We start from the raw sequence: 23,861 nt of genomic DNA on the forward strand, positions 1-23,861 counted from the left end.
TCATAATAAAATATATATGTAGTCAATACTTTGTCTATATTGAATGTTTTCATATAAATGAAAGCATTTTTAAATAACATTGACCTCTAATATATAGGCAGAGTATTGATATCTATTAAAAAATAAATGATTTTGATGAAGGTGAAACGTATGTACAAAACAAAAGGTGGCTTTCAACTTACATTACAAACATTAAGTTTAGTGGTTGGGTTTATGGCTTGGAGTATAATTGCGCCATTAATGCCCTTTATTAAACAAGATGTCAATGTTACTGAAGGTCAAATATCAATCATTTTAGCGATACCAGTTATTTTGGGATCGGTGCTCCGTGTGCCATTTGGTTATCTAACAAACATTGTTGGCGCTAAATGGGTATTCTTTACTAGTTTTATCGTATTGTTATTCCCGATATTTTTCTTAAGCCAAGCACAAACACCGGGTATGTTAATGGCGTCAGGATTTTTCCTTGGTGTAGGTGGTGCAATTTTCTCAGTTGGTGTTACATCAGTTCCTAAATATTTCCCTAAAGAAAAAGTAGGTCTAGCAAATGGTATTTATGGTATGGGAAATATCGGTACAGCAGTTTCTTCATTTTTAGCACCGCCAATTGCGGGTATTATTGGTTGGCAAACAACTGTTAGAAGTTACTTAATTATTATCGCTTTATTTGCATTAATTATGTTTATATTTGGTGATACACAAGAACGTAAAATTAAAGTGCCATTAATGGCACAAATGAAAACATTATCTAAAAACTACAAATTATATTACTTAAGTTATTGGTATTTCATTACTTTTGGTGCTTTTGTAGCATTTGGTATTTTCTTACCTAACTACTTAGTAAATCATTTTGGAATTGACAAAGTAGATGCTGGTATTCGATCAGGTGTATTCATTGCGCTGGCAACATTCTTAAGACCAATAGGTGGCATTTTAGGTGATAAATTTAATGCAGTTAAAGTATTGATGATTGATTTTGTTGTTATGATTATCGGTGCCATTATTTTAGGTATTTTAGACCATATCGCATTATTCACTGTAGGCTGTTTAACAATAAGTATTTGTGCAGGTATTGGTAACGGCTTAATCTTCAAATTAGTACCATCCTACTTCTTAAATGAAGCGGGATCCGCAAATGGTATCGTATCAATGATGGGTGGTTTAGGAGGATTCTTCCCACCACTAGTAATCACGTACGTAGCTAATTTAACAGGATCAAGTCATTTAGCATTTATTTTCTTAGCGGTATTTGGATGTATTGCATTATTTACCATGCGTCATTTATACCAAAAAGAATATGGCTCATTGAAAAACGGTTGATATGTAATACATGACATTCATTTAGTTAAATACAAAGCCTTAATATCATGCGCAATATTCGTAGCATGACATTAAGGCTTTAGTAGTGTATTCATTTTAAATTTAACTATGAAATTGGAATAGATGTTGATGAAGTAGTTTCATTGCTTGGTTTGATTTTAGGCAAGGTAATGGTTAATAACCCATTTTCAAAACTAGCAGTAATATGTTGCTTATCAACAGCTTCAAAATCAAATTGACGCATTAATGATTCGAAGTTACGCTCATCTAAAATGAGTTGTTCAGATTTGTATTTTGCGCTTCTAGTAGCTTGAATAGTGAGCGTATTATTATTGAAATCGATACTAATATCTTCTTTATTTACACCTGCTAGTTCAGCTTCTAAGTAATATAATTCGTCTGTTTCATATATATTCGTTACAAATGAAGGTGTTGAAAAGTAATTAAATACTTGTTTACCTAAATCTTTAAATGTATCACTTGGATTACCGTTAAAAAAGTTTTGATTCTCGAATTGATTGAAGTTCAATATCATCACTTCCATTATAGAAATTTGTATTACAAAGCCATTATATGAGTAGTATTAAAAAAGTTAAAGTAAAAGGGGAGATAAAAAAGTAATAAATGGGTAGATTTGTGCCTGATAAGGAATCAGGGCAAAAGAACTGAGCATCGAGATTTATACAAGCAATAAAGATAATGAATAAACATAGCGATGCATACTTCTGCCCATCACCTTATGATAGGGAGTTATTTTTTGTCGGAATAGTCAAAATTTTTAGAAACAAAATTCCGCAAATTATTAATTATATCTGATGCTTCTCGTTCTGAAATGTTGAATTCATTAAAGACCTTAACAGAAATTTCAGCAAGAGGGCTTTTTATTGCTTTACCTTGTTCTGTTAGAGAAATTTGTAGGTTTCTTTCATCTTTCTCTTCACGTGTTCGAACAACGTAATCTTTCTTTTCTAATTTCTTTAGTAATGGTGTCAGTGTTCCAGAATCTAAGAATACACGTTCACCTAATTTTTTGATGTTAAGTTTTTCATCATTTTCAATCGCCATTAAAACAATGTAACCAGTATAGGTTAAATCATATTCCTTAAGATAGTTTGTGTATTTTTTAATTATTTCTTTTGAAGAAACATAAAATAAAAAACACAACTGTTTGCTAAGATAGCTGTTTTCTACATACATCCAATCACTCCTTGTTAAAATAAACAATATTATGAAGTGTAATAGTTGTCAAGTACTGATTTCATCGCAATTATTGAATTGTCTATAATTGAATTTAAATGTTAAATAATGCAAAATATATCGATATCTTAGTATTTTCATCGGTAATTACTGATATGACTGATTTTTTAAATTGAAAAAAATGTAATTGTATCATCCTTAATTGTTAAAAGTAGTCAATTATTTTGATAGATAGTAAAATAAAATTTGTTATTAAATTTTTTAAAAGCATCGTGTATGTAATTCGATTTCTATAATAATATTGAGAATAAAAAAATTTGTTACAATCTGGTAAAAACTCTTTATTAAATAAATTGATTCGTTCATACTGAATAGATAAGCAAAAAGGAGTTACATAATGAAGAAGAAAAAAAACGCGATTAAAGTTATCATTATATTATTTATTTCATTAATTGTTGCAGTAGCATTTTTCTTTGGTCTGAAAACATATCAAGGCCATAAGAATATTCAACTAATTGACAGTTACTTGGAAGAGAAAAATCTAAAAGATAAAATTAAATCAGAAAAAACAGAGTATAGTGCTAAAAAAGGTCTCTTCTATAAGGAAGTTACATTTAAAGATGAACCTGGTGTAACTTATGTTGTGCAACCAATCAGTACTAATAAAGGATTATTTGTTGAAGGCTTTGATACAGAGACTAAGAAAAGTTTGAAAACTGCAAAGCATAAATATTTTAATCAAAATTATAAACCATCAAAATAGTGTAACGTATAACTGGTGAAACAGTTTAGTGCCTTCAATTTTAATTATTTGAGGTAAACAGTTTTTGTATGGAAATTAGTGATTTTTGACATCTATAAAAGATAAATATTTTAATTTTTTATAGATAATTATCAATTTTCTGATATAATTGAGTGATGTCAGATGAAGGGGAGTTTGTACTATGGCTCTATTCAAGAGAAAAATTAGCCTACCTATGCAAGTTGTTATTGCATTAGTGTTAGGTGTTGTCGTAGGACTTTTATTATATGGACAAGAAAACGTAGCAAATTACATTAAACCATTTGGTGACGTATTTTTAAATTTAATTAAAATGATCGTTATACCAGTTGTATTTTGCTCACTAGCGCTTTCTATTTCGAACGTTGGGGAATCGAAAACTGTAGGGCGTTATGGCTGGAAAACAATTTTATACTTTGAAATTATTACAACAATCGCAATAGGTTTAGGGATTATCTTCGGTAACCTATTTAAACCAGGTGCTGGATTAGACCCAACAAAATTACCTAAAGGTGATATTTCTAAATATCAATCAACTGCACATGCAGCAGAACAATCTACATATGGAAATCATTTTATTGATACCATTGTACATATTATTCCGACAAACTTTTTTGAAGCTTTAAATAAGGGTGAATTATTACCTATTATCTTCTTCGCAGTATTCTTTGGATTAGGATTAGCTGCTGTAGGTAAAAAAGCAGAACCAGTTAAAGAATTTTTAAGCGGATCGCTTGAAGCTGTGTTCTGGATGATTAATAAAATTTTAAAATTAGCACCACTTGGAGTGTTTGCATTCATTTGTACTACAATTATTACATTTGGTGCATCCGCATTATTACCACTATTAAAATTAGTATTAGTTGTTGTCTTTGCAATGGTGTTCTTTGTATTCGCTATACTAGGACTAGTTGCATGGATGTGTGGTATTAATATCATGAATATTATTAGAATCTTGAAAAGTGAATTGCTTTTAGCATTTTCTACATCAAGTTCGGAAGCTGTACTTCCTGTAATGATGAAGAAAATGGAAAACTTCGGTTCTCCAAAAGAAATTACTTCTTTTGTTATACCAATTGGTTATACGTTTAACTTAGACGGATCAGCACTTTATCAATCTATTGCAGCATTATTCGTTGCACAGATGTATGGAATGCACTTAACATTATCAGAGCAAATTGTGTTGATGTTAACATTAATGATTACGTCTAAAGGTATGGCGGCAGTACCAGGAACTTCAATCGTTGTTTTATTAACAACATTAGGTGCCATGGGCTTACCGGCACAAGGTTTAGCATTAATTATTGGTGTTGACCGTATCTTAGATATGGTACGTACATGTGTAAACGTTATTGGTAACGCATTATCAACAATCGTTATAGCTAAATGGGAAAACGTATATGACAAAGCAAAAGGTCAAGAATATTTAAAATCAATTTAAAAAATACTATCTGACATTTAAAGCCCCTAACAACCTTTGGTTGTTAGGGGCTTTTATGCATGCGCAAAAGCGCAGGCGAACCGAAAATAGACTGACACAGTAATTCTTAAAAAGCAGCAGTAAGATGATTCCAAATTGGAAATCAACTTACCGCTGCTTTTACTCGTATATACCTTGATGGCAACTAAAATTTGTAATTTAAATTACAATTAGTGTTTCATGTGCATTTTGCCCATGTCATGAATTTTCATCATTAAACCGTGAGGGACGTCATCATGGTCAACTTTTTTAACTTTAACAATTTTATCTGAATCTGCTAATTTATAAACAATTACAAAATCACCTTTTTTAACTTTAACATCTGAATCTGAAGGTAATTTAACGTTCTTCTCAATGCTTTCATCTTTTTCACTAATCATTTTTTCAATAGTAGTATTATCTTTCATAATTCCATAGTATGTATCTTTCTTTCCGCCAGTCATCATCATGATTACTAATACAATACATACAATTAACATGATGGCGATTAAACTAATACCAAGACCAAAACCTTTTTTCTTTTTCATGGTTCATCAATCTCCTTAAATGTAGTTAATTCTGTTATACCTAAAAGTGCAACAGTTTGCAAATGCAGTATTTATATTACATAAAATTAATTTAAAAAGACACACCCTAATCACGTTAAATGTGAATAAAGTGTGTCTAAAAAACAATACATTGCAAATTGAATTGTAAACATATTAAACACTTTAATTATAGCGAGTTATTTTAAGTATTTAACATTGTTATATCTAGAATTCATAAAAGTTATTTCCTATATATACTTTGTGTTATAAATCGATTTTGATAGGTGTATCTAATGATTTGTCATTCATCAATTTAACAGATTGTGGTGTCACCTTTAAAACACAAAGTTCTGGATCTTCTTTTGAACTGAAAAAGCTTTTATCTTGAGTCTCCCATAACCAATCGATTACTTTTTGATCAGTAACTACTTCTATCGTGGCTTCCATTTCAACGAAACTGCGATTTGTCGTATCATTGTAGCCTAACAAAACATATGCTGCTGGATTATCTTTAATTTCTTTGACCTTAGCAGAATGGATATTCGTTTTAGTATATAAAGTAAGACCATCATTATAAAAGACCATATATCTACTATTAGGTTTGTTATTATATGCAGTTGATAATACACCAACTTTTGACGTTGCTAACACGTTTTCAATTGCTTGAATTGCTTGTGAGTTACTCATCCTATATCATCTCCTTATGATATAAATAGCCTTTAACGTAAGAAACTAAACACAAGAGGACTGTTAGTATTTAGCTTGGTTTAAAGCAAATATATTTAACCTCGTCGTGATTTAACTTGAGTTCAAATGTACGACCAGTTTCTTCTTGAACTGCAAGCTCCGTTTTAGGGTAATTCGTTTTGTCTAATTCATCTAGAATTTCTTTTTCTATATAGACAAGTTGATCACTTATTGGAAGCAAATGTTGAATTGAACCATGTTCATGATTCAAAGTTTTAATAATCATCAAAGAATCTTGAGGTAATTCATTATGGAAAATGAAGTCTTGTTTTACGTCTGACATATATCGGTCATTAATTTTATTGAATAATAAGAAATGGTAGTTATTATCTTTACGACTCAATACATAATTATTTGTAATTTCAATGTCTTCATTAACAAAAGGTCTAAACATTTTATATAAATGCATTAATGGTAGGGGGCTACCATATTTGTTGTACAAGGAAATATAATTTGAATGGTCATCTAATAATTGATAGCTAATGCCACCGCCATATCGTAATAATGCGATTAAGTGATACACTATGTCAGATAATTGAATTGGATTCTTACCATCATTAGTATATTTAAATCCGCTTACAGACAGGTTATTATATACAAATTGTGTTGATGATATACCTGAATCTAAAATAAATTTCTTATACTGTTCAAAATGAGTGTCAGTTTGATGATAGTGTTGGTTTTTAGTGATAAGATGTGTTGCAGTTTTTGAATTTTCAATATCAATAAAGTAATAATGGAATTTAAGACGCTGCATGACATCATAAACTTGTTCCACGGTTGAATAAGTTTCTAAAAAGCCATCGACTGTCACACTATATTTAATTTCTTTATTTTTGTTTTTAATTTTAAGATGACATAAATGAATTTCTTCTGCTGTCATAGAATTAGAGCAAAATACGAGCATAAATTTAACTAATTTCTTGCTTGTCTTATAGTCTTGATTGCCTTGTAAAAATGTTAGTATTAATTGCTTCATCGTTTCGAATTGTTGTGTTGATTTAATAGCGATTGCTAAACCTATATTTTTTTCGAAAAGCTTTTCAAAACATCTATTTAACAGGTTGTAATTCGTTTGGCTAATCTCAATATCGTGAATATCGTCAATGAAAACGACAGGTTTTGGTAAGTGCTCAAAGTTAATATCGTAATATTCATTGAAAATAAATTGAAATAGTTCATTGAAATTACTAAATCGAACAAATACTTTGGCACGCTGACTTCGATCTTTCGGATTAAAATCATCTATATGAATATCTGTTGTATTTGTAGCCAGTTGAGCTGTTAAATCAATTGTTGAAATTAACTCAGTGAATTGTGATACGTTATCTTGTTGGAAGTGTATTTGTGGTGGTTCAGTAATCTTGGAAACGAGTGAACGGAACTGTTTAGGACTAAAATGCAAGTAATTCTTAAATTGATTTGCAAAATTTGTATGACTGTTAAAACCGGCCAATTCAGAAACAGTTGTAATAGAATGTTTTGTAGAAAGTAATAAATTGATGGCGTTAACAAGTTTAATACTTGTAAAATAATCTTTAAAATTCATACTCAAATATCGAACAAAAAGATTAGAACAATATGATTCAGAGATGTTGCAATGCATCGCTATATCTTTTAAAGACAAGTGCGCATCAATATTGTCATGAATATAGTTTACACAGTCTATGAACACCGGATTGCTTAAAGCAATATTTGGTAAATATTCATGATCTATTCTTATAAAAGCTTCTTTAAGTAAAGTGTCTATAATACTTTGACCTATATTTTTCCCCATTAAAGAAGAACTTGTTGGTGTACTGATTAAATCGGCAATTAATGACTTAATATAATTACTTGATTGTAATAAATGACGATCTAAATAACCATTAAAGAAATCATCATCTTGTTGATAAAAATAAAAAACGGGTATCATTAATTCGATTATATTTTCGCCGTGGTTAATATTATAAATATCACCATGGTTAATTAAGATAATATAATTACTTACGTCTTTGGTTTCACCATTAATCGTAATATTGAGTTTACTTGTAAGTGAAAATAGCACCATAATATTATTAATATTACGACTGGGTATTGTCGATAATGTATGATGTATTTTAAGTTGGCATGTCATATTTCTCTCTCCTGCCTAATATATATTGAAATCTATCATTTAAATGTAAAACATGGAAATTTTTAAAATCATGGATAGTATACCTATTATAGTTGAATATTTTTGAAAAGGTAATAGTGAAAAATAAAAGAAATTAATGAAAACTCCTAGGAAAACGCTTGTTTTTATGCATTGTGCACAATATAAAAGTAAAATTAGAAAGATAGTAAGCAAAATTTGGAAATTTTCGATAGAGTCTAATTAAATTATTTGGTGCATAATTAATATAGATTTCAAACCTATGTATTTCAAAAAACAATACATAGCCATTTTGAACTAACTTGCTAATCTTTTATTGATATTCAACTATGTTATAAAAAAAGCAAATTGACCAAAATGGAAGTTTGAATCAAAAAACATTAAATGTACCCATGACTTAAATTTTATCGCCATTATTTAAGTTTGGACATACACTTTTGTCATCAAACGCTGAAAATTAGTACGATTGAAATCACTTCTTGTTATAAAAATTCTTAGTAGCCCTGTTACAAAATATTCGCTACAAATTATTCAAATCAACAACAATAACCATCAACTAAGAAATTTTAAACAATCTACTAAAAAATAAAGCGTTTAAAAGTTCTGTTTAGAAAACATCAAGATAAGTATAAACATCTAGAAAAGTGAACATCTAAGAAAATCCATCTAGTTATTGCCGTAACAATTAGAATAATCATTTGAAAAAGTGCATTAGACAACGAAATTCACCATCAAGATAATGAAGCAACAAGAAACAGCACACATCAATGAATTAACACCTTAGATTCATCATGAGAAAATGCATGGCACAACTAGATTTACCATCAAGATAATTCTTAAGCAGCGAAGAATTAACATCTAGAAATGCATAAACATCTTAGATTTTACATCAAGAGATGCGATAACTATAAACAACTAGAAACGTCACCAAGATAGTGCAACAACAAAGAATCAGCATCTTGAAATCGCACTAACATCTAAGAATCAACATCAAGTATTATATTAACATCATAGATAACTTCATCAAGACAGGCATCCACATCTAAGAAACTCATCTAGAATAGCTAACACCTAACATCAAAGAATATACATCAAGAACAGTATCTAACAGAACTTTTTGACTATATATGAATTAATTATGTTACTAGCTAAATCATCTATTATTAACTTTCACACTCAATTTCTACATCTAATATCAATTTATTAACAATAGAATTAGCAGCAACAAGATATTACTTAAAATTACTCCCCCGAATTTAAAATATAAACAATGTAATAATTAAGGGTATAAATTGATTTATGCTGTAACTAATTAAATGTGTATGGTATCTTCTAACATCATGAAACGCATTTTAATATAGATATGTACATTTAAACCTTGAGAGATAGATTATAGTAAACTTTAGTACAAAGTATGAATTGCTGAACTCCAATGACTACTATTTGTCCGTTACAACTAAAGTTTCAATCTATCTCTTTCTTTTTGTGTTTAAAACACGACTTTGTAGTAAATATTGAACATCATATTTATTAGCAAGTTCTGCTAAAAAATCTAATAAAGTTTGGGTGTCGATTTTACCATTAATAAAATCAGCTTTAAGTAGTTTTGATTGTTGTCTTTCTTCTTCATTCGCACATTTTTTAAAATACCCCCACATATGATCAAAAGCATTACATACACTTCCTATACTCGGTTCAATTAACAAAGCATCATCAATCATTTGTTGGACTTGATGAATTGATAAATCCGTTTTTAAAGCATTCCTTATTATTTGGTAAGACTGTTGACTGTGTAACAATACATGATATTTTTCCTCACGCCAAAGCTGTTCGATATAGCCACGTTCTTTCATAAAATTACCTCCGATAATTAATGTTAATATACATGCATATAGTATAGCAATAAAAATGAATGCGCTATCAAAAATGGTGTAGGTGTTTATATAAAATGATAATAGAGTGTTGCAAATATTTTTGGAACCGGTTACAATAAAGTGGAATAAATGGAACCGGTTCTAATTAGGAGGCTAAATATATGAATTATAAGCAATCCGCAGAAGATATTTTGAACGCGATAGGCGGAGAAGAGAATTTAGATGCAATGGCGCATTGTGCAACGAGACTACGATTAGTTTTAAATGATGAAAGTTTAGTAAATGAAGAGGCGCTAAACAATATGGATGTAGTTAAAGGGACGTTTTCTACTGGGGGACAATACCAAATTATTATTGGGTCTGGTACAGTCAATAAAGTATTTAGTGAACTGGAAAAATTAACTGGAAAAGAAGCATCAACCACTTCGGAAGTCAAAGCACAATCTGCTAAAAATATGAATCCGTTACAGAGATTTGTAAAAATGCTTTCAGATATCTTTGTTCCGATTATACCAGCCATCGTTGCTGGTGGTTTATTAATGGGGTTAAATAACATTTTGACTGCGAAAGATTTATTCTTTTCAGGTAAATCATTGATAGATGTATATAGTCAATTTGCTGGATTAGCTGAAATGATAAATGTTTTTGCGAATGCACCATTTACATTATTACCAATTTTAATTGGATTTAGTGCAGCAAAACGCTTTGGTGGCAATCCATTTTTAGGTGCTGCATTAGGTATGATACTAGTTCATCCATCGCTAATGAGCGCATACGATTTCCCAAAAGCAGTTGAAGCAGGTAAGGCTATTCCATATTGGGATGTTTTTGGTTTGCATATTAATCAAGTAGGTTATCAAGGACAAGTGTTACCTATGCTTGTAGCAGCTTATATCTTAGCCTCAATTGAAAAAGGGTTACGCAAAGTTATTCCAACGGTGTTAGATAATTTGTTAACACCATTGTTATCTATTTTTATAACAGCATTTCTAACATTTTCATTTGTAGGTCCAATCACTCGACAATTAGGTTACTGGTTATCAGATGGTTTAACATGGCTTTATGAATTTGGTGGTGCAATTGGTGGATTAATATTCGGATTATTGTATGCTCCAATTGTTATTACAGGTATGCATCATAGCTTTATAGCTGTAGAAACGACATTAATTGCAGATGCCACTAAAACGGGTGGATCATTTATATTCCCGATTGCGACAATGTCTAATGTTGCACAAGGTGGTGCAGCAATTGCAGCGTTCTTTATTATTAAACAAAATAAAAAGTTAAAAGGTGTGGCATCTGCCGCAGGTATTTCAGCATTACTTGGTATTACAGAACCGGCTATGTTTGGTGTTAACTTAAAACTAAGATATCCATTTATTGGCGCTATCGTTGGATCAGGTATTGGTTCAGCATATATTGCTTTCTTCAAGGTTAAAGCAATCGCATTAGGAACTGCTGGATTGCCTGGATTTATTTCAATCAATCCAGTACATGCAGGATGGTTACACTACTTTGTTGGTATGACAATATCATTCATCATTGCTATAACAGTTACTTTAATTTTATCTAAAAGAAAAGCAAATAAAGAAGTTGTAGAATAAAAAAAGAGGTATGACAGTAATCAAAGTATCAGTCATTGCAAATGCAATAGGATGAAACTTTAAGCTGTCATACCTTTTAATTTAGTTATAATTTCTGTTTACGCCATAAGAAAATACTAACAATTACGACAAGAATTAATGAAATACCTACCACAATAATCCAAGATATATAACTATGGTCATCAATTGGCAACGGCACATTCATACCGAAGAAACTAAATACGAGTGTTGGTAACGTTAATAGTACCGTGAAAAGTGTTAATGTCTTCATAATCGTATTCATATCATTAGATAATAAGGAAGCGTATGATGTTGTGATACTTTCTAAGATACGTTGATGTAATTCTGTTGTTTCGATGGCTTGGTTATTTTCAATGATTAAATCTTCTAGTAATTCTTCATCTTCTTCAAAACGTTTAATTGCAGGTAAACGGAATAACTTTTTAATAATTGTATCGTTACCTTTTAAGGCAGCTAAAAAGTATACTAAACTTTTTTCAACTTCCATTAATTTGAAAAGTTGTTTGTTAGTAATGTTATTTTTTAGTTCTTTCTCAATACGAATTCTACTTTTATTAAGTAATCGTAAGTTACGATTATAATGGTCGGCAATAGTAGTTAAAATTTCTAATGCAAATCTGCTGTGAAATTTTAAATTAATATCACGCTTAGGTAAATTTTCTAAAAATTCATTTTCAGCGTCACAAACTGTTACGATAATACCGTTGCCAATAATAATGCCTAATGGAATCGTTACAAAAGATAGAACGCTACGATTAGTTGAATTGACGATAGGTAAATCAATAATGATTAATGAGTAACCAGTATCTTCGTCATATTCAATACGGGAACTTTCTTCTGAGTCCAAAGGGTCACGTATAAAGTCTTCAGGTATATTATATTGTTCCATAAGATTTTCAATTTCTTCTCGGTCTGGTTCTACTACATTAATCCATGACGCTGTATGATCTAATGGTGTTTTTATAATATGTTTATCTATATCTTCAGAATGTCTGAATGAAGTAATCATGATATATAGTTCCTTTCTAAAGGATTTAGGAAAAGCGAGTATTACTTAAGTTAGTGAATCAAGGTTTGATTTATGCAAACGGTTTTCTGCCATTATTCTTAATGGACCATTAAAAATAATATTATGCACATGTTTAGCTAATTCATCAACTGAAATGGGCTGTTTGTCCATTACCCAGTATTTAATAATTGAAATTGTTGCTCCGGAAACGTAACTGTAAAAATACATCTCTGGAATGCCTCCGATGGAATGATTGATACTAATATAACGTTGCATATTATTTTTAATATGTTCGTTGATTTTCAATTCTAATTGACTCGTGCGTTCCAATTGTAAAATAGTATGATAAAACTCTAAATTATCATGAATATGTTGGAAAATATTTTTGAGTATATTATTTACAAAAGTATTCGCAATGTCTTCAATTGAAGAACCGCGTAACAAATCAAATTGAGTATATGTCGTTAGTTCTGAAATATACTCATCTTCCATATCTGCGAGTAACATATATTTATCCTCGTAATGTAAGTAAAATGTCCCTCTATTGATATCAGCGCGTGTTGTTATGTCGCGAATGGTAATCTTTTCTAAATCTTTTTCTTGTAGTAATTTAGTGAACGCTTGTTTAATGGAGGACTTTGTCTTTCTAATTCGCCTATCTTCTTTCAAAAATAAATCAACCTCCTTGTGTTATTGAACAATGTGGGTGTATTTGTCTATTAATAAACGTATTGATGAACATTGTGTATTGTTTATTCCCACTTACATATTATAATAGACAACATGCGAAATATTCAACACATTGTCTAATAAGGAGGTAATTAATAAAATGAATATATTTAAAAATAAATTATTATGGATTGCACCAATAGCAACTATGATTATCTTGGTAATCTTTTCTTTAGCTTTTTATCCTGCATATAATCCTAAACCAAAAGATTTACCAATTGGTATATTAAACGAGGATAAAGGTACAACGATTCAAGATAAAAATGTTAACATTGGTAAAAAATTAGAGGATAAATTATTAGATAGTGATTCTAATAAAATTAAATGGGTTAAGGTTGATAGTGAAAAAGACCTTGAAAAAGATTTGAAAGATCAAAAAATCTTTGGAGTAGCTATTATTGATAAAGACTTTTCAAAAGATGCTATGAGTAAAACACAAAAAGTAGTTATGGATAGTAAAAAAGAAGAAATGCAACAAAAAGTTGCTTCAGGTGAAATTCCGCCACAAGTGGTTCAACAAATGAAACAAAAAATGGGGAATCAACAAGTAGAGGTTAAGCAGGCTAAATTTAAAACGATTGTAAGTGAAGGATCAAGCTTACAAGGTTCACAAATTGCATCAGCTGTGTTAACTGGTATGGGTGATAATATTAATGCTCAAATTACGAAGCAAAGTTTGGAAACATTAACGAGTCAAAATGTTAAAGTCAATGCCGCGGACATCAATGGTTTGACGAATCCAGTAAAAGTGGATAATGAAAAACTTAATAAAGTTAAAGAACACCAAGCAGGTGGTAATGCACCATTCCTAATGTTTATGCCAATTTGGATAGGTTCAATCGTAACGTCTATCTTATTGTTCTTTGCATTTAGAACTAGTAACAATATCGTCGTGCAACATCGTATCATTGCTTCAATTGGACAGATGATATTTGCAGTTGTTGCAGCATTTGCAGGTAGCTTTGTTTATATTTATTTCATGCAAGGCGTTCAAGGATTTGATTTTGACCATCCAAATCGTATCGCAATTTTTGTAGCATTTGCGATTCTTGGTTTCGTGGGCCTTATTTTAGGTGTTATGGTATGGCTAGGTATGAAGTCAGTTCCAATTTTCTTCATTTTAATGTTCTTTAGTATGCAACTTGTAACGTTACCTAAACAAATGTTGCCTGAAAGTTATCAAAAATATGTATATGATTGGAATCCATTCACACACTATGCAACAAGTGTAAGAGAACTATTATACTTGAATCATCATATTGAATTAAATAGTACAATGTGGATGTTTATAGGGTTTATGATTTTTGGCGCTGTATCAAGTTTAGTTTCAGCTATTGTTAGAAAACATAGCACAAAACGTACTGAAGTGCCGTCATAATTTAATAAATAGAAATAATAGCTATACAAGACGTTTGTAGCGAGCGTCATGGTATAGCTATTTTATTTGTATAGCGCTTGATGTAAAGTTATTTTAGCTGTCATACTATGTGCTAAACCAAATTCAGTTGTGTCATATCTTCGCTTTTTTGTCACTGTTATAATAGGTATAATCGGATATAATGAAAAGGTGAGGGAGGATTCAAAATGCGTAGGTTATTATATTCATTTCTTTTTTATATGATCATAGGTTTATTTAGTGGCTTTTTCTATAGAGAGCTAACAAAAGCATATGATTTTACTGGTACAACACAATTATCACTTGTACACACACATACACTTATTTTAGGTATGTTTATGTTTTTAATATTATTACCATTGGAGAAGTTATTTAAATTATCAAGTTACTACTTATTTAACTGGTTCTTCTATGTATATAACATAGGTGTTATCGTTACTATAGGTATGATGGTGACAAAAGGATTCTTCCAAGTCACTGGTAAATCATACTCTCCAGAAGCATTTGCAGGCTTTGCAGGTATTGGGCACACAGGTATGCTTGCAGGTTTATTGTTGCTATTTTTCCTTTTAAGACAAGCAATTCTTAAAGAACCACGTGATGAGTCTTTTAAAAAATAATATAACTAGAACTAAAAAATATACACATCTTTCAAAGGAACATTGTTGTTTCTTACTTTGAAAGGTGTGTTTTTATATTGTGATGGGATAGTTATTGATAATTCATGGTTAACTATGCGATTTATTTTAACAATATAAATATTAATAGTATAATGGCTTTAAATGATAATAATTATCAATTTGAGCGCGTTAATGAAAGAAATGAATATAGAGAGTCATAGGAGGCACATAATGAAAGACGTTACAATCATTGGTGGCGGTCCGTCTGGTTTGTATGCAAGCTTTTATGCTGGATTGCGAGATATGTCTGTAAGATTGATAGATGTTCAATCTGAATTAGGGGGTAAGATGAGAATTTACCCTGAAAAAATTATTTGGGATATTGGCGGCATTGCGCCAAAACCTTGTCATGAAATTTTAAAAGATACAATTAAGCAAGGATTATATTTTAAACCGGAAGTTCATTTGAATGAACGTGTGGTAGATATTAGGAAAAAGGCAGAACGTCATTTCGAAGTTGAAACAGAAGCGGGAGAAATATATACATCGAAAGCAGTTATCATTGCAATTGGTGCGGGTATTATTAATCCAAAACAATTAGATGTTAAAGGTGTAGAGAGATATCAATTAACTAATTTACATTATGTTGTACAAAGTTACAGACGTTTCAAAGATAAAGATGTATTAATATCAGGTGGAGGAAATACAGCATTGGATTGGGCGCATGATATTGCCAAGATTGCTAAAAGCGTGACAGTTGTTTATCGAAAAGAAGATGTAAGTGGTCATGAAGCGATGAAAACGTTGGTGACAGATTTAAATGTGAAACTATGCCCAAAAACACGTATTAAATACTTGGTCGGCAATGATGATGAAACGCATATAAGTGAAGTTGTTTTGGAACATGTTGAAAGTGGCGATACGCATACAGTTAAATTTGACGATGTCATTATTAGTCATGGGTTTGATCGTTGTAATACATTATTGAGTGAAACATCTTCAAAGCTAGATATGCATGATGATTGTCGTGTTAAAGGATTTGGTAATACGACAACTAGTATACCTGGTATCTATGCGTGTGGAGATATTGTTTATCATGATGCAAAATCACATCTAATTGCAAGTGCATTTAGTGATGGTGCAAATGCAGCGAACCTTGCTAAAACATATATCCAACCAGATGCGAATGCAGAGGGTTATGTTTCAAGTCATCATGAAGTGTTTAAAGAAGCGAATAAGACTATTGTAAATAAACATTTATACTAGGTTGATATATTGTGTGATGAAAAGTGGGGTAAATAATGGTTAAAGTGACATATGATATTCCGACTTGCGAGGATTATTGCGCATTAAGGATTAACGCAGGTATGAGTCCAAAGATGCGCGAAGCAGCTGAAAAAGGATTACCTAATGCCTTATTTACAGTAACCTTGTATGATAAAGATCGGTTAATTGGTATGGGTAGAGTGATTGGCGATGGCGGAACTGTTTTTCAAATTGTTGATATTGCAGTTTTGAAAAGTTACCAAGGTCAAGGTTACGGCAGTCTAATTATGGAGCATATTATGCAATATATTAAAGGTGTGGCTGTTGAGAGTACATACGTTAGTCTGATTGCAGACTACCCAGCGGATAAATTATATACAAAATTTGGATTTATACCTACCGAACCAGATTCAGGCGGTATGTATATCCAATACTAAATTAAAAAAGACATCTCGCATAACGGGATGTCTTTTTCATGAATACTATTTATCTACACCGAAATCGATAACAATGCGCCCTTTATTTTCATGTTTAATTACTTTGTTAAGTTGTTCTGGAAGTTCATCAAATGTAATAACTTGCTTGATCTCATGTAAATTTTCAGGCATTAAATCTTTTGCGAGACGACGCCAAACGCGCTGTCTTAATTTCATAGCAGTAAATACCGAGTCAATTCCTAAAATGTTTACACCTCTTAAAATGTGAGGGAATACAGAATTAGTATAAGTATTACCGGCAGTCATACCAATAACTGCAATTGACCCACTATGATTTAAACGCTTTGTAACATAATTAATACCTTCGCCACCAACAGGGTCTACACAAGCTTGCCAAGTTGATGATGCGAGTGGCTTTTTATGATCATCTTCAACAGGAAGTCGATCGATAACTTCTTTGGCACCAAGTTCAAGTAATTGATCGCTAACATCTTGTTTACCTGTACTTGCGATAACTTTATAACCAAGTTCATTAAGCATGAGTACTGCTAAAGTACCGACACCACCTGAAGCACCGCGAACGAGTACAGGACCATCTTCAATATTCATTCCAACTTTTTCAAGTCTTTCAATTGCTAAACCGGCAGTATAACCAGCTGTGCCATATATCATTGATTCTTCTAATGTTAAAGTATCAGGAAGCTTGATAATCCATTCTGATTTTACACGCGCATATTCACTAAAACCGCCATAATGGCTAACACCTAGGTCATAACTCGTTACAATTACTTGTTCTCCTTTTTCAAAGCCTGGTGCTTCGGATTCAACAATTGTTCCAGCTAAATCTATTCCTGGAATCATAGGATACGATTTTACGACTGCATTATGATCTTGAGTCGCTAAAGCATCTTTATAATTTATACCAGAGTAATGTACTTTAATCAGCACATCTCCTTTAGGTAAATCAGTAGGCGATAATTGTTTGAAAGTTGGTGTCACTTTACCGCTCTCATCTTTATCAATTACAAACGCTTTAAATGTTTCTATCACAACGATACATCCTCTCTTTTTCTCTTTTGAAAATACGGCCGTTTTACTGGAATAAATGTATCATTTATTGATGTTACACACAATCAATACAATTTGTAATTGATTTGTGTTAATGTATTTTTAAATAGTTTTGGCTGAAAAATAACATAAGTAATATTTTGATTCGATCACTGTTTATTGGAGGATTTATATGGCTGGGATAATCAAAGAAATTTCAGAACAAAATGCTAGTGAATTAGTTGAATTAGCAACTAGAACATTTTATGACACGTTTGGTTCTTACTATGATGACAAAGATTTTGATCAATTTTTTAAAGACAATTATACTGTAGAAAAATTTACACAAGAGATTAACCATGTAGATTCATTTCATTATTTTTATCAAGAAGATGGTGCGAATGTTGGTTATATAAAGATGAATATTAATAGTGCTCAAACTGAAGAAATGGGGGAGACCTATTTAGAAGTGCAGCGCATATATTTTTTGAAAGACTTTCAAGGTGGCGGAAGAGGTTCACAATTGATAGAATTGGCCGAAAAAATTGCTCAAGAACATAATAAACATAAAATTTGGCTAGGAGTTTGGGAGCATAATCCTCGTGCTCAAGCATTTTATAAACGTCATGGATTTAAAGTGGTTGGTGAACATCATTTTCAAACAGGTGATGTAACGGATACAGATTTAATTATGGAAAAAGAGTTATAATGATTGTTTTTGCAGCAGATAAAATGAAATCATAGTAATAAATATTGTGTATGCCTTGAAATGCTAAATGCGTAATGAAGTGTTAAAGTAAAATAATTAAATTTATAGAAAACATAAAATTCACAAAAATTAAATAATAATGAACAAAAATTAGGGTATAATAAAAAGAACCTTAGATTGTAGTTATGGATATTGTGATAATTCAGATCATATTAATGTTGACGTCTTTGGTAACAAGCCATGAAAAGATACACATGGTAGATATGTATTTCAAGATTATTCAATGAATATCGAATTATAGGAGGAGATATGTATGAAAAGATTAGTTACAGGGTTACTAGCATTATCATTATTTTTAGCTGCATGTGGTCAAGATAGTGACCAACAAAAAGACGGTAATAAAGAAAAAGATGATAAAGCGAAAACTGAACAACAAGATAAAAAAACAAATGATTCATCTAAAGATAAGAAAGATAATAAAGATGATAGTAAAGACGTAAACAAAGATAATAAAGATAATAGTGCAAACGATAACCAGCAACAATCTAATTCAAATGCAACAAACAATGACCAAAACCAAACAAATAATAACCAATCAAGTAATAATCATGCGAATAATAATCAAAAATCAAGTTACGTTGCACCATATTATGGACAAAATGCCGCACCGGTTGCACGTCAAATTTATCCGTTTAATGGAAATAAAACTCAAGCTTTACAGCAATTGCCAAATTTCCAAACAGCTTTAAATGCGGCTAATAATGAAGCAAATAAATTTGGTAGTAATAATAAAGTGTATAATGATTATTCTATTGAAGAACATAATGGCAACTATAAGTATGTGTTTAGTTTTAAAGACCCAAATGCAAATGGAAAATATTCAATTGTAACGGTTGATTATACTGGACAAGCAATGGTTACTGATCCAAACTACCAACAATAATGTTAATATAACTATGATGCAAGTTAAAAAAATAAAACGGTAAACTCTATAATATGAATTAGGGTTTACCGTTTTTTGCGTATTTTAAAGTATAAAAGTTTACGTTTTATAGCACTTTTAAACCTCATTCACAGCCACTGAGAAATTTAAACACTATTGATTAGATGTCATCTTAGACAATATAAGTTGTGAAATAGATTCTAATGGTTGTTCTTTATGTTGTATTTGTGGATATTTAATCACTGGTATTGCCTGGGAAATTAAATTATTAATTAATAATTGTCGGTCTGTATACCAAATTTTTGATAGATGACGCCAAATATCTTCGTTAACACCTTGAGACTCAATGTATTGACTGTGATTTGGAGTGTATAATGCTACTGTTTTGTCTATAGCCATCGCATCAAATATTATATTTGAGTAATCAGTGATAACGACATCAGACATTAGAATTAAGTCTTGAGCACTAAGATACTTTGGTGCAACAAGCGCCTCTTCTGGTAACATCGCTTCATCAACACCCTGAACCACAACATGATAGGCTTTGAATAAAGCATCTGATAGTGGTAATTGTTGCGCACTCACTAATCCAATAGGTGCGTATAATAAAACTGGTTTTTGATCATTTATTTTAAACGATTTCTTATACTGTTGTTGAGTAGTACTTTCGTTACGCTTTTGTAGTAAATATTGGTGTTTAGGATTACCATAAGCCAATACATTTGCTTGGTGACTAGGAAAAGCCGTTTGATAAAAGTGGCTAATATCATCAGCAGAATGTATAACATAATCGAATTGCAACCAGCGATTATACCTTTTAGCACGATAAAAAGGTGTTTCTATATTTTTAATAGGTTCTTTACTATCTAAAAATAATTGCATTATTGGTGTGCCTTGATGTAATTGAATTAAAGTACCGTTTGGTTGTAACGTTTCAGGTATATCATTTTCAACTAAAACTACGCGTGCGCTGTTAATCAATTCGTCAGCTTTTTCAGACTTAGGTGATATGAAATGTGGTCCGCGACGATCGTCAGTAACAAAATAACAGGCAGTCATTGGATTATGTTTAACGAAGTAAGTAAATAAATATTTTGAATTACCTATATATTGATGATGATCACCGATAAAAACGATGTGATCTTTTAAAACGTTTGGTTGCTTTGTATACAAGCCGAAGTTTTGTAATTGTTTGTTATCAGCACGTTGCTTTGCTATTTTATATAACCATTTAGGTAGCATAAACTTGGTAGAATACAACCAATTATCTGGCGAATTAAGTTGTTGTGAATCCTCGATAAAAAGGTTGCGAAAAGGTATAGGATGATGATCAATATAAGCCATTTTATTCAAATAAAACTGAGACATCATATCAAAATCTTCAATAGTTTTAATAGTTTCCCATATTGAAGCACTTGTTGCTAAAGGGGCTTTAAAATCAAAAACGACATGACCATCGATTGATAAATAACCTTTCAGAAGTGTCAATAAAGCTAAATCGAAAATCGTTTCTACAGAGTAATAATGTATTAAATCAAGAGTCTGTTGAATCGCATATATCAGGTTAGGATAATAATTATTGTTTTGAGCCCAATCGGCAATGTTGATCGATGATTGACCGAAATAGTGACAATCATTTTTGTATTGTCCATCCACAGTATAATCAACCACGATAGACTTAGGATATAATTGAACCGCATCTAACATAGATTGATAAATCATTATCTCATTGGCATATGGAACGACATGTGTATAACCTTCAGACTGAGCTTTCATTAATTGAGATTCAAACTTTTGCATATTAGAAACATTTATCTGTTTAATCATTGCTATAACTTCCATTTCTCATCGTAGTATCTTCCTTATTTTAGCACGGTCTTATGTAAAATTCATGAATAGTATAAGTTACTTCATTACATTAAGTACAATTCATTTTGATGAACAGATTTAAAATGAAAAATAAAACAATTAAATAGGAAAGTGATATTGTTAATAGTCTGAAAAAATGGTATATTTTAATTGTGAAAAAAATCACATTAATCTCACTGTTCTGTAAAATGTTATCGATAACAAAATGCTATAGCCAGAGCATGATTTTAATGAAGCAATTACACTACTACTTTATGGAAAGAAGAGTCAGCCTATGTTAGTAAATACGTTTAACCCATTTGATAATTTATTATTATCGTCTTTAATTGCAGCAATACCGATTGTACTGTTTTTACTATGTTTAACTGTTTTTAAAATGAAAGGTATTTATGCAGCTATTACAACACTTGTTGTAACATTACTAATTGCAATACCATTTTTCAAATTGCCAGTTGGTATCGCTTCTGGTGCAGTAGTCGAAGGTTTCTTCCAAGGTATCATTCCGATTGGCTATATCGTTATGATGGCAGTATTGTTATACAAAATTACTGTTGAATCTGGACAATTTTTAACAATTCAAGATAGTATTACAAATATTTCACAAGACCAACGTATTCAAGTTTTACTTATTGGATTTGCATTCAACGCATTTTTAGAAGGTGCAGCAGGATTTGGTGTACCAATTGCAATTTGTGCACTTTTATTAACACAATTAGGATTTAATCCATTAAAAGCTGCGATGTTATGTTTAGTCGCAAATGCAGCGTCTGGTGCTTTTGGTGCGATTGGTATCCCTGTAGGTGTTGTAGAAACGTTGAAATTACCTGGAGATGTTTCAGTATTAGGTGTTTCTCAATCAGCAACTTTAACATTGGCAATCATAAATTTCATTATTCCATTCTTACTTATCTTTATTATTGATGGTTTTAGAGGTGTTAAAGAAACATTACCAGCAATTTTAGTAGTTTCAATCACATATACACTTACTCAAGGATTATTAACTGTATTCAGTGGACCTGAATTGGCAGATATTATTCCACCGTTATTAACAATGTTAGCATTAGCAGTATTTTCTAAAAAATTCCAACCAAAACACATTTATCGTGTTAATAAAGATGAAGAAATTGAACCTGCAAAAGCACATTCTGCAAAAGCAGTATTACATGCATGGAGTCCATTCATTGTATTAACAGTCATTGTAATGATTTGGAGTGCGCCATTCTTTAAAAACTTATTCTTACCAAATGGTGCTTTATCATCATTAGTATTTAAATTCAACTTACCTGGAACAATCAGCGAAGTTACACATAAACCATTAGTATTGACTTTAAATATTATTGGACAAACAGGTACAGCTATTTTATTAACTATTATTATTACAATTTTAATGTCTAAAAAGGTTAACTTTAAAGATGCTGGTAGATTATTCGGCGTTACATTTAAAGAGTTGTGGTTACCAGTTCTTACAATTTGTTTCATCTTAGCAATTTCTAAAATCACAACTTATGGTGGTTTAAGTGCAGCAATGGGTCAAGGTATTGCTAAAGCAGGTAATGTCTTCCCAGTTCTATCACCAATCTTAGGTTGGATAGGTGTGTTTATGACAGGATCAGTTGTAAATAACAACTCATTATTTGCACCAATTCAAGCTTCTGTTGCACAACAAATTGGAACAAGTGGTTCACTTCTTGTATCTGCTAACACAGTTGGTGGTGTAGCGGCAAAATTGATTTCACCACAATCAATTGCAATTGCAACTGCAGCAGTAAAACAAGTTGGTAAGGAATCAGAATTATTAAAAATGACATTGAAATACAGTGTATGTTTACTAATATTCATCTGTATTTGGACTTTCATCTTGTCATTATTATAAAAAAACGTATTTCAAAATATAAATATACAGAGGGTGAGATGTTTTCTAACATCTCATCTTTTTTTAATGGATCATTAATGAAAGAAGTTTGACATTATAATAATGGTAGCGCTTTATGTTAAAATGAATAGTGAGTAATCAGCAATCAAATTAAATTGGTTGATAGCTGTTAAGGTTTGTGGTTTTGTCTTTGTGCTATCGCACATAAAGTATATAATTAAAGTAGTTTCGTTATTATAAAATATTAATATACATAGTAGATAGTAATAGAGCATCAC

At 31.0% G+C, this 23,861-nt stretch carries 22 protein-coding genes; 12 read left to right on the forward strand and 10 right to left on the reverse strand.

Translation table 11 applies throughout. The annotated features are described in order from the left end of the window. The first annotated feature begins 150 nt into the window (after positions 1-150). The gene (locus tag JQN76_RS05430) at positions 151-1,320 is read left to right on the forward strand and encodes a nitrate/nitrite transporter (protein ID WP_000278557.1); all 1,170 of its coding nucleotides are present in this window, start codon (positions 151-153) and stop codon (positions 1,318-1,320) included. A 106-nt stretch (positions 1,321-1,426) separates the two neighbouring features. Here JQN76_RS05430 and JQN76_RS05435 read toward each other — a convergent pair whose 3' ends face one another. Together JQN76_RS05435 and JQN76_RS05440 are read right to left on the reverse strand one after the other, a co-directional pair. Further along, the gene (locus tag JQN76_RS05435) at positions 1,427-1,855 is read right to left on the reverse strand and encodes an Hsp20/alpha crystallin family protein (protein WP_001797427.1); all 429 of its coding nucleotides are present in this window, start codon (positions 1,853-1,855) and stop codon (positions 1,427-1,429) included. A 215-nt stretch (positions 1,856-2,070) separates the two neighbouring features. Further along, complete coding sequence (locus JQN76_RS05440; RefSeq protein ID WP_000289213.1) at positions 2,071-2,517, reverse strand: MarR family winged helix-turn-helix transcriptional regulator; 447 nt, start codon at positions 2,515-2,517, stop codon at positions 2,071-2,073. A gap of 397 nt (positions 2,518-2,914) precedes the next feature. Between JQN76_RS05440 and JQN76_RS05445 the strand changes: the two genes are divergently transcribed. Both JQN76_RS05445 and JQN76_RS05450 read left to right on the forward strand, forming a co-directional pair. Then, the gene (locus JQN76_RS05445; protein ID WP_000727537.1) at positions 2,915-3,280 is read left to right on the forward strand and encodes a DUF3139 domain-containing protein; all 366 of its coding nucleotides are present in this window, start codon (positions 2,915-2,917) and stop codon (positions 3,278-3,280) included. A gap of 181 nt (positions 3,281-3,461) precedes the next feature. Beyond that, positions 3,462-4,739: a cation:dicarboxylate symporter family transporter gene (locus tag JQN76_RS05450; RefSeq protein WP_001173165.1), complete on the forward strand. Its 1,278-nt coding sequence runs from the start codon at positions 3,462-3,464 to the stop codon at positions 4,737-4,739. A 209-nt stretch (positions 4,740-4,948) separates the two neighbouring features. Here the strand turns inward: JQN76_RS05450 and JQN76_RS05455 are convergent, their stop codons facing one another. The 4 genes from JQN76_RS05455 to JQN76_RS05470 all read right to left on the reverse strand — a co-directional run bounded on the left by JQN76_RS05455 (position 4,949) and on the right by JQN76_RS05470 (position 10,039). Beyond that, on the reverse strand, positions 4,949-5,305 hold the full coding sequence (locus JQN76_RS05455) for a DUF4889 domain-containing protein (protein WP_000727328.1): 357 nt from the start codon (positions 5,303-5,305) through the stop codon (positions 4,949-4,951). 264 nt (positions 5,306-5,569) lie between these two features. After that, positions 5,570-5,992 carry a pyridoxamine 5'-phosphate oxidase family protein gene (locus tag JQN76_RS05460; RefSeq protein ID WP_000071904.1) on the reverse strand — a complete coding sequence of 141 codons (423 nt, stop codon included), beginning with the start codon at positions 5,990-5,992 and terminating at the stop codon, positions 5,570-5,572. Between the two features lie 70 nt (positions 5,993-6,062). Continuing rightward, on the reverse strand, positions 6,063-8,168 hold the full coding sequence (gene rsp / locus JQN76_RS05465; protein ID WP_000128366.1) for an AraC family transcriptional regulator Rsp: 2,106 nt from the start codon (positions 8,166-8,168) through the stop codon (positions 6,063-6,065). A gap of 1,487 nt (positions 8,169-9,655) precedes the next feature. Then, entirely contained in the window at positions 9,656-10,039 is a 384-nt protein-coding gene (locus JQN76_RS05470) for a YbgA family protein (protein WP_000664390.1), read from the reverse strand. A 182-nt stretch (positions 10,040-10,221) separates the two neighbouring features. Between JQN76_RS05470 and JQN76_RS05475 the strand changes: the two genes are divergently transcribed. Then, positions 10,222-11,664 carry a sucrose-specific PTS transporter subunit IIBC gene (locus JQN76_RS05475; protein ID WP_001107107.1) on the forward strand — a complete coding sequence of 481 codons (1,443 nt, stop codon included), beginning with the start codon at positions 10,222-10,224 and terminating at the stop codon, positions 11,662-11,664. Positions 11,665-11,749: 85 nt separating this feature from the next. Here JQN76_RS05475 and JQN76_RS05480 read toward each other — a convergent pair whose 3' ends face one another. Both JQN76_RS05480 and JQN76_RS05485 read right to left on the reverse strand, forming a co-directional pair. Continuing rightward, positions 11,750-12,694 (reverse strand): magnesium transporter CorA family protein, encoded by a 945-nt coding sequence (locus tag JQN76_RS05480; protein ID WP_000633068.1) that lies wholly within the window; start codon positions 12,692-12,694, stop codon positions 11,750-11,752. Positions 12,695-12,739: 45 nt separating this feature from the next. Further along, positions 12,740-13,363 carry a TetR/AcrR family transcriptional regulator gene (locus JQN76_RS05485; protein ID WP_000656766.1) on the reverse strand — a complete coding sequence of 208 codons (624 nt, stop codon included), beginning with the start codon at positions 13,361-13,363 and terminating at the stop codon, positions 12,740-12,742. A 160-nt stretch (positions 13,364-13,523) separates the two neighbouring features. Between JQN76_RS05485 and JQN76_RS05490 the strand changes: the two genes are divergently transcribed. The 5 genes from JQN76_RS05490 to JQN76_RS05510 all read left to right on the forward strand — a co-directional run bounded on the left by JQN76_RS05490 (position 13,524) and on the right by JQN76_RS05510 (position 17,142). Continuing rightward, on the forward strand, positions 13,524-14,801 hold the full coding sequence (locus JQN76_RS05490) for a YhgE/Pip domain-containing protein (RefSeq protein WP_001020028.1): 1,278 nt from the start codon (positions 13,524-13,526) through the stop codon (positions 14,799-14,801). Between the two features lie 206 nt (positions 14,802-15,007). Beyond that, the gene (locus tag JQN76_RS05495; RefSeq protein WP_001253464.1) at positions 15,008-15,439 is read left to right on the forward strand and encodes a DUF2871 domain-containing protein; all 432 of its coding nucleotides are present in this window, start codon (positions 15,008-15,010) and stop codon (positions 15,437-15,439) included. 104 nt (positions 15,440-15,543) lie between these two features. Beyond that, positions 15,544-15,660 carry a hypothetical protein gene (locus tag JQN76_RS05500; protein ID WP_001808030.1) on the forward strand — a complete coding sequence of 39 codons (117 nt, stop codon included), beginning with the start codon at positions 15,544-15,546 and terminating at the stop codon, positions 15,658-15,660. 10 nt (positions 15,661-15,670) lie between these two features. Then, positions 15,671-16,705 carry an NAD(P)/FAD-dependent oxidoreductase gene (locus tag JQN76_RS05505; protein ID WP_000655972.1) on the forward strand — a complete coding sequence of 345 codons (1,035 nt, stop codon included), beginning with the start codon at positions 15,671-15,673 and terminating at the stop codon, positions 16,703-16,705. A gap of 35 nt (positions 16,706-16,740) precedes the next feature. Further along, complete coding sequence (locus tag JQN76_RS05510) at positions 16,741-17,142, forward strand: GNAT family N-acetyltransferase (protein WP_000241594.1); 402 nt, start codon at positions 16,741-16,743, stop codon at positions 17,140-17,142. Positions 17,143-17,187: 45 nt separating this feature from the next. Here JQN76_RS05510 and JQN76_RS05515 read toward each other — a convergent pair whose 3' ends face one another. Then, entirely contained in the window at positions 17,188-18,192 is a 1,005-nt protein-coding gene (locus tag JQN76_RS05515; RefSeq protein WP_000573242.1) for an oxidoreductase, read from the reverse strand. Between the two features lie 190 nt (positions 18,193-18,382). Between JQN76_RS05515 and JQN76_RS05520 the strand changes: the two genes are divergently transcribed. Beyond that, complete coding sequence (locus tag JQN76_RS05520; protein ID WP_000907311.1) at positions 18,383-18,898, forward strand: GNAT family N-acetyltransferase; 516 nt, start codon at positions 18,383-18,385, stop codon at positions 18,896-18,898. 313 nt (positions 18,899-19,211) lie between these two features. Next, positions 19,212-19,841: a hypothetical protein gene (locus JQN76_RS05525; RefSeq protein ID WP_000826998.1), complete on the forward strand. Its 630-nt coding sequence runs from the start codon at positions 19,212-19,214 to the stop codon at positions 19,839-19,841. Positions 19,842-19,994: 153 nt separating this feature from the next. Here JQN76_RS05525 and JQN76_RS05530 read toward each other — a convergent pair whose 3' ends face one another. Then, a complete protein-coding gene (locus JQN76_RS05530; RefSeq protein ID WP_025175390.1) occupies positions 19,995-21,668 on the reverse strand; it encodes a CDP-glycerol glycerophosphotransferase family protein in 1,674 nt (557 codons plus the stop codon). A 316-nt stretch (positions 21,669-21,984) separates the two neighbouring features. On the opposite strand from JQN76_RS05530, the gene JQN76_RS05535 reads away from it, so the two are divergent. Continuing rightward, the gene (locus tag JQN76_RS05535) at positions 21,985-23,583 is read left to right on the forward strand and encodes an L-lactate permease (RefSeq protein WP_000960854.1); all 1,599 of its coding nucleotides are present in this window, start codon (positions 21,985-21,987) and stop codon (positions 23,581-23,583) included. The last annotated feature ends 278 nt before the right edge of the window (positions 23,584-23,861 follow it).

It is taken from the genome of Staphylococcus sp. SM3655 (assembly GCF_016917315.1).
Taxonomy (GTDB): domain Bacteria; phylum Bacillota; class Bacilli; order Staphylococcales; family Staphylococcaceae; genus Staphylococcus; species Staphylococcus aureus.